Origin of the sequence: Campylobacter aviculae, assembly GCF_005406215.1 — a bacterium.
GTDB lineage: Bacteria > Campylobacterota > Campylobacteria > Campylobacterales > Campylobacteraceae > Campylobacter_D > Campylobacter_D aviculae.
In genome coordinates, this window is the sequence record NZ_NXMA01000026.1 from 1 (window position 1) to 6,501 (window position 6,501).

Annotated in this window: 7 protein-coding genes; all 7 read right to left on the reverse strand. The window is 28.4% G+C overall.

The window, feature by feature from the left end:
• Positions 1-110: 110 nt before the first annotated feature.
• Positions 111-611, reverse strand: a complete 501-nt coding sequence (locus CQA76_RS08550; RefSeq protein ID WP_137622968.1) for an adenylyl-sulfate kinase — start codon at positions 609-611, stop codon at positions 111-113.
• Entirely contained in the window at positions 596-1,684 is a 1,089-nt protein-coding gene (aepY, locus tag CQA76_RS08555) for a phosphonopyruvate decarboxylase (protein WP_137622969.1), read from the reverse strand. Before aepY ends, CQA76_RS08550 begins: the two co-directional genes overlap by 16 nt.
• Entirely contained in the window at positions 1,684-2,985 is a 1,302-nt protein-coding gene (gene aepX, locus CQA76_RS08560) for a phosphoenolpyruvate mutase (protein ID WP_137622970.1), read from the reverse strand. The genes aepY and aepX overlap by 1 nt, the downstream gene beginning before the upstream one ends.
• A 3-nt stretch (positions 2,986-2,988) precedes the next feature.
• On the reverse strand, positions 2,989-3,999 hold the full coding sequence (locus tag CQA76_RS08565; protein ID WP_137622971.1) for a radical SAM/SPASM domain-containing protein: 1,011 nt from the start codon (positions 3,997-3,999) through the stop codon (positions 2,989-2,991).
• Entirely contained in the window at positions 3,987-4,667 is a 681-nt protein-coding gene (locus tag CQA76_RS08570; RefSeq protein WP_137622972.1) for a CDP-alcohol phosphatidyltransferase family protein, read from the reverse strand. Before CQA76_RS08570 ends, CQA76_RS08565 begins: the two co-directional genes overlap by 13 nt.
• A 19-nt stretch (positions 4,668-4,686) precedes the next feature.
• Complete coding sequence (locus CQA76_RS08575; protein WP_137622973.1) at positions 4,687-5,349, reverse strand: class I SAM-dependent methyltransferase; 663 nt, start codon at positions 5,347-5,349, stop codon at positions 4,687-4,689.
• A 478-nt stretch (positions 5,350-5,827) separates the two neighbouring features.
• Positions 5,828-6,501: class I SAM-dependent methyltransferase (locus CQA76_RS08580; RefSeq protein WP_212741550.1), on the reverse strand; the 674-nt coding region annotated here is incomplete at its 5' end.

Here is a 6,501-nt window from a genome sequence, read left to right on the forward strand (position 1 = left end):
TTTATGTTAAAAATGATGAAGAATTTTCTTATTCTTCATCACTAATGGATTCTAAGGGTTATTATTATTTGAAAATTTCAAAGGATGAGGATCCTGAAATTTACATAAGTTTAAATCATCTTTAAAATTTTTTCGATAATTTGAGTTTTTGACTTATTAATATCAAAATTGTCTTTTAAAATCATATCGCTACTTGTAGGTAATTCTAATGCTTGATCTACTCCTGCCATATTTTGAACATTATGTTTAAAAAAATTCTTACTATCCCTCTTTTGCCTTATGTCTAAAGAAACATCTAAAAAAATTTCTAAATAATTTTTAAAATTTTGCCTATTAAAATTCCTGATTTCATCAAACATAGAAATTGTAGAAAGTAAAACAATAAAACCTTGATGATAAAGAATTTTGGCTATATTAACATAATAGCGTGCCATTGCCAATCTAGCGTCTTTAGAATACTCCAAATTTCCAACACAAGCTCTTAACTCATCCCCATCTAAAAGAATCGATTTTATGGTATATTTTTCGAGTAAATCTTTTTGAATTTCTGAAGCTAGAGTAGTTTTTCCGCTCCCGCTTAATCCAGTTATAAAAATTAAAGCTCCTTGCAAAACTCTTCCTTAAGCATTAAAATATCTTTTGGTCTTAAGAGATCTTTTCTGGTTTGCTGCTTTACTTTTATTTCCAAAAAAATCAGTCCATTGAGTTTTTTAATGATTTCTAGTTTATTTTTTAAATCTTTCATAGTTTTTACGCTAAAGCTATAGTTATATCCACACGCTTTGGATAATTTCGAAAAAGAAGCATTTTTAGCGTGAGTAAATTGCCCTCCAACGCTATCATGAGCTTGATTATTTAAAACTATGTGTAAAAAATTTGAATTTTTAAAATTTAAAATAGAACCCATGTGCATAATAAATGCTCCATCACCATCTAAACACACAATATGTTTTTTAGAATACTTAGAAATAATAAAAGCCAAAGAACTTGCATAACCCATAGAACCTACAACCAAAAAATCATTAGCATGTGTTTGTTTTTTTATCTTTCTTAGCTCGTAGCATTCCCTTGCTATCATTCCGGTTGTAGCTATAAATTTTGAATGATTAAAATAATCTTGAATTAAAGAAATAGCCTCTTCTCTAATTATTTTAAAATTGTTTTTTTCTCTTATAGTTTTAAAGTTATCAAAAGTATTTTTTTTAATTAAAAAAGCAATAATCTGCTTTTTTAAATTACATTCTTGTATTGCCTTATCGATTTGTTCTTTTGCTTTCTTGATATTTTGACTCAAAAAAAAACTTTTTATACCACATGCTTGTAAAATTTTCTTAGTAACCTCACCTTGTTTTAAATGTTGAGGCTCATCATCTTTACCACCTCTTAATCCTATAAACATAATCAAAGGTATCTTATAAACCTTCGGATCAGCCAATGATAAAAGCGGATTGATGGCATTACCTAATCCGGAATTTTGCATATAAACGAGAGCTATTTTTGAGGTAGATAAATTATAAGCACTTGCAAATGCTATAGCTTGTCCTTCATTTGCCGTTACAAAAAAATTATTTTTAGATTTTAATTCTAAGGCATTATTTAATGACTTTAAAAGACTATCAGGCACTCCAGCAAAAAAAGAAAATTTATCGTTCAAAAAATCTGCAAATTCCAGAGAATTGATCATCAATTCCCCTTAATCAATTTAATAAGATCTAGTGCTGAAATATAATTTTTATCAGCTTCCAAACTTCTTTTATGGGTTAAAATTGAAGTCGCGGTTTCTTTCATAGCAGTATATGCTGATCTTAAAAGCTGATTTGCATATACAATGATATTTATTCCTGCGTTTTTAAAATCTTCTTCACTTAAAGATGGATAATTTGTCGGAACAACCAACAAAGGCTTTCTATTTGGAAAAGTGTTATAAATTTCACAAAATTCCAAAATTTCCTTTCCGTCTTTCTGTCTTGAATGTATCATAATGCCATCAGCTCCAGCATCGATATAGGCTTTTGCTCTCTTTAATGCATCATCTAAGCCCTTTCCTAAAATCAAACTTTCAATTCTTGCAATAATCATAAAATCACTCGTTAATTGAGCTTGTTTTCCGGTTTGAATTTTAAGGCAAAAATTTTCTATAGAATCTTGAGTATGTTTTGAATTATCTTCGCATAATGAATTCTGTTTTAAGCCTATTTTATCCTCGATAACAACCGCACTTATACCAAGTCTTTCCAATCTTTTCACAGTTAAAGCGAAATGAGGTATTTTAGAACCAGTATCGCCATCATATATAATAGGTTTTGTGCTAATTTCTAATATATCATTAACAGTAGTCATTCTAGAAGTTAAATCAACAAATTCTATATCCGGCTTACCCTTAGAACTAGAATCCGTTAAAGAACTTAACCATAAAAAATCGAAAAATTGATTAACCCCGTTTTCATCTTTTACATTAAGGTTTTCAATAATCATAGCACTGATACCATTATGAGATTCAATTCCTTTAATGATAGGTTTTGCATTTAAAATATCTCTTAAAGACTTCAATCTTTCTTGTGGAAGAATTCCTACTTCTTTAAGATTTTTATTGATCATGCTAGATGAAATATTTTTTGTGTATTCAACCTCGACTATTTGACCACCCCAAGATTTCATTATTTCCATTGCTTTTTGTTTTGAAGAATTTAATGGACCACTATTCCAATCATCTCCGTGGATCATAAAATCTGGCTTGTATTTTAATAAATTCACATCATAGTCTTTTTCATCCTGTATGACAACTTCATCTACGCCTTTAATTGCCTCTATAATTTGTTTTCTTTGTTCATAAGGCATAAATGGAACTCTCTTATAGCTTGCAATGGCTTTATCTGAAAATAATCCTACCATAACATAACCAAGCTCTGACGCTTTTTTAATGATATTTAAATGACCTGGATGGATTATATCAGCTGCCATTGGAACATAAACTAATTTTTTCATCATTTATCCTTTAAATAAACAAGTATCGCAAAGCTTTGTGGTGCTTAATAAATTTTCCTTATGTACTTTTCTTAGCTCTTGCATTTTATCATTATGCCATATATTATAGATACTATCATTATTTACATTTCCTACCGCTATATGTTTTGCTCTATGACTGGCACAAGGAACAACTAAACCATCTCCATGTATAAATAAAGATTCAAAAGGATAAGAACAACTTTGTTTGCCTGCTATAGGTGAGTCAGATATAGCAACACTTCTTTCATCATCGAAAGGAGAAATTGGAACATAACGCTGCACTGCAACATAATCTGCCTTATCTACCCAATATTTTTTAAAATCTTCTAATTCATGTTTATTTTTTTCTTGCAATAAAAAACTTACTCTTACTATCGGTAATTTCAAATTCATTTTATTTCTTAAATTGATGAAATTTTCTATATTTTTAATCACTTGATTAAAATTAAGCCCTATTCTTATTTTTTTATACGTTTGTTCAGTAAATGCATCAATGCTGAAATTCATTCTTGTAATATTGGTATCCAAAAGTTTTTTTGACATCTCTTCATCCAATAAAGAAGCATTAGTGTTGAAATGGATATCCATTATATTATTTTTTAAACTAACATACTTCAATCTTTCTATAATATCAGGATCTAATAAAGGTTCATTAGTTTGAGAAACACCTATTGAAGGGCATTTATGTTCATCGCATTCATCTACTAAACTTTGGAATTTTTGAAACGATAAATATCCTTCATATTTATAATCATTTCTTAAATCAGCATGACCATGGACACACATAGTACATCTAGCATTGCATTTAAATTGATTTTCAAATCTCACAAACAAAGGAAAATCGTTTAATATATAATTTGAAGCATCAGCCCATTTTTTTCTATAATCAACCCATTTTTGACCATATTTTTCTATAAATATTGCATCTATATCTTTTTTTGAGTTATTTACAACCCTACCAGCGGAAGTGGATTCTGTTTTTATCTCTTCCATTTTTTTCTCTCCTTTTCATTTAATTTGATTTCAATTATTCTATAAACTAAATCAAAAATATAACAAAATGATATTGTATAAAATAATAATTGAAACTCATGTAAAATTAAAAAAATGCTGATTAAACTAAGCAATAAAGAAGCATCTATGCCTAAAATAAAATTTCTGTCTAAAAACCATTTTTTTAAACCAAATCGTTTAAATTTCGCAAACTGCTTTAATTTTTTTGGAAAATAAAATAAACCAAAAAAATTATGCAAATTCATACTAATAATTACAATTAAAGCAAAATACAACGGCAAATCAGCCGATAAAGCAATCACTATAAACACTGCATTAAAAAAAACATTATCATTAAATCTATCCAATCTGGAACCGATATAAGTTTGTTTGCCTGTATATCTTGCTAACATTCCATCTGTATGATCGACAATCGCATAAAGTTGTGTCAAAAATGCCGCTAAAATATAATACTTTAAGTATATAAAATACAAGATACAAGGAAACAATAATGTATTGACCAATGTAACCGCGATTGGGTGAATATTTAATTTAGCCAATAAATTTAAATATCTTTTAACTATTAAAATTCTATATACGTATTCTACCAAATACATACTTTTTTCTTCAAGTCGTTGTTTTTTTCTTATCCTTGTAGTAAAATTCATTATAAAACCCTAATCTTTTTTATTTTTTTAAAACGACACAATAATGGCTATCATAAATCGAATCATTTTTATAAGATGTTTCTATTCTATTTATCTCCTCAATATTAAAATCACCAAACACCCTTTTTACCTCATCTTTATCAAAAAAATACATTTTCATTCCATTTTCTTTAAAGGCAGATTTTGAGCTATCTTTTTCTTCAATAAGCACTTCATATTTTGAAATTTTTTCATTGTTTAAGTAGCGATAATCCTTTAAACTTCTAATTACAACATAGGCAATGCCACCCTTTTTTAAAACCCTGTAAATTTCTTTGGCTGCTTTTTCAATGACTTCTTTAGGATTATAATAAAGCACACCATAGCAAATCACACCATCGAATTTTTCATCTTCATAAGGGATATCATCAACACTTGCGATTTTTAATTCTGCTTTAAGCTTGTGCAAATCTAGCAATTCTTGCGTTGCTTTAATACCATTAGCAGAATAATCCACCCCATAGGCGATAAAATCATTCTCGGCTAAAAATTTCACATTTCGCCCCCCCCCGCAACCTAAATCTAAAATCTGATCATCTTTTTTGAAATTTTTCAAAACAAAACTAACCAAATCACTACTAGGATAACGTGGTTGATGTCTTTTTTGAGAGTGCATTTCGTGCCATTTTTCTTGAGTATTCATTTTAAATCCTTTTTATCTAAAATTATAGCAAAAAACTACAAAAAATCATTTTTAAAATAACGATAACTCTATGATACCGCACAAAAGAAGCAACGCGTTATTTAAAAGCAGAAAAACCTGCTCTAAAAAGAGATATAAATTTAAAAAAATGAAGCTAAAAAATATCGAAATTTAACAAAGCAAAAGAATATAAAAAAGAGATGAAATTTATGCGAATTTTAAAGGCTATAAATGCTCTATAAAATTTATCTAAATATAAACTAGCTTAAAGATAAAAAATCAATCATAAAAATAGCTAAGAAATTGTAAAATCCAAATTCACTCACTAGAAAGATAAATATGGATTTTAAAAAGTCATCAACCCCTATTGTGCAAGGATATTTTAACATTTGTATTTAGAAATCACAACCATTTTTTGATAAATTATACCTAAACAAAAATTTTATTTTCTAACCATACTCATAACCCTTTTTTAAAACTATTTCCTTAAAATCACTAAAAAATTTTCATCCGCAAAGCTATCGTTTGCATGAGTTCTTCTTAAAGAATTGATTTCAATTTGCCCAAAATCACTAAACACCCTTTTTACCTCATCTTTATCAAAAAAATACATTTTCATTCCATTTTCTTCAAAAGCCGATCGTAAAAGATCATTTTCTTTTATAAGCACTTCATATTTTGAAATTTTTTCATTGTTTAAGTAGCGATAATCCTTTGTATTTCTTACCACCACATAAGCAATACCGCCCTTTTTTAAAACCCTGTAAATTTCTTTAGCCGCTTTTTCAATGACTTCTTTAGAGTTGTAAAGAAGCACACCATAGCAAATCACACCATCGAATTTTTCATCTTCATAAGGGATATCATCAACACTTGCGATTTTTAATTCTGCTTTAAGTTTATGTAGGTTTAATACTTCCTGAGTTGCTTTAATTCCATTTTCTGAGTAGTCTATTCCATAAGTTTTAAAATCATTTTCAGCTAGGAGCTTAGTATGACGCCCCCCCCCGCAACCTAAATCTAAAATCTGATCATCTTTTTTGAAATTTTTCAAAACAAAACTAACCAAATCACTACTAGGATAACGTGGTTGATGTCTTTTTTGAGAGTGCATTTCGTGCCATTTTTCTTGAGTATTCATTTTAAATCCTT

Bases quoted from the DNA above. Each gene is read 5' to 3' on its own strand.
- aepX (WP_137622970.1), bottom strand. From the start codon at position 2,985: ATGAAAAAATTAGTTTATGTTCCAATGGCAGCTGATATAATCCATCCA.
- CQA76_RS08565 (WP_137622971.1), bottom strand. From the start codon at position 3,999: ATGGAAGAGATAAAAACAGAATCCACTTCCGCTGGTAGGGTTGTAAAT.
- CQA76_RS08570 (WP_137622972.1), bottom strand. From the start codon at position 4,667: ATGAATTTTACTACAAGGATAAGAAAAAAACAACGACTTGAAGAAAAA.
- aepY (WP_137622969.1), bottom strand. From the start codon at position 1,684: ATGATCAATTCTCTGGAATTTGCAGATTTTTTGAACGATAAATTTTCT.
- CQA76_RS08575 (WP_137622973.1), bottom strand. From the start codon at position 5,349: ATGAATACTCAAGAAAAATGGCACGAAATGCACTCTCAAAAAAGACAT.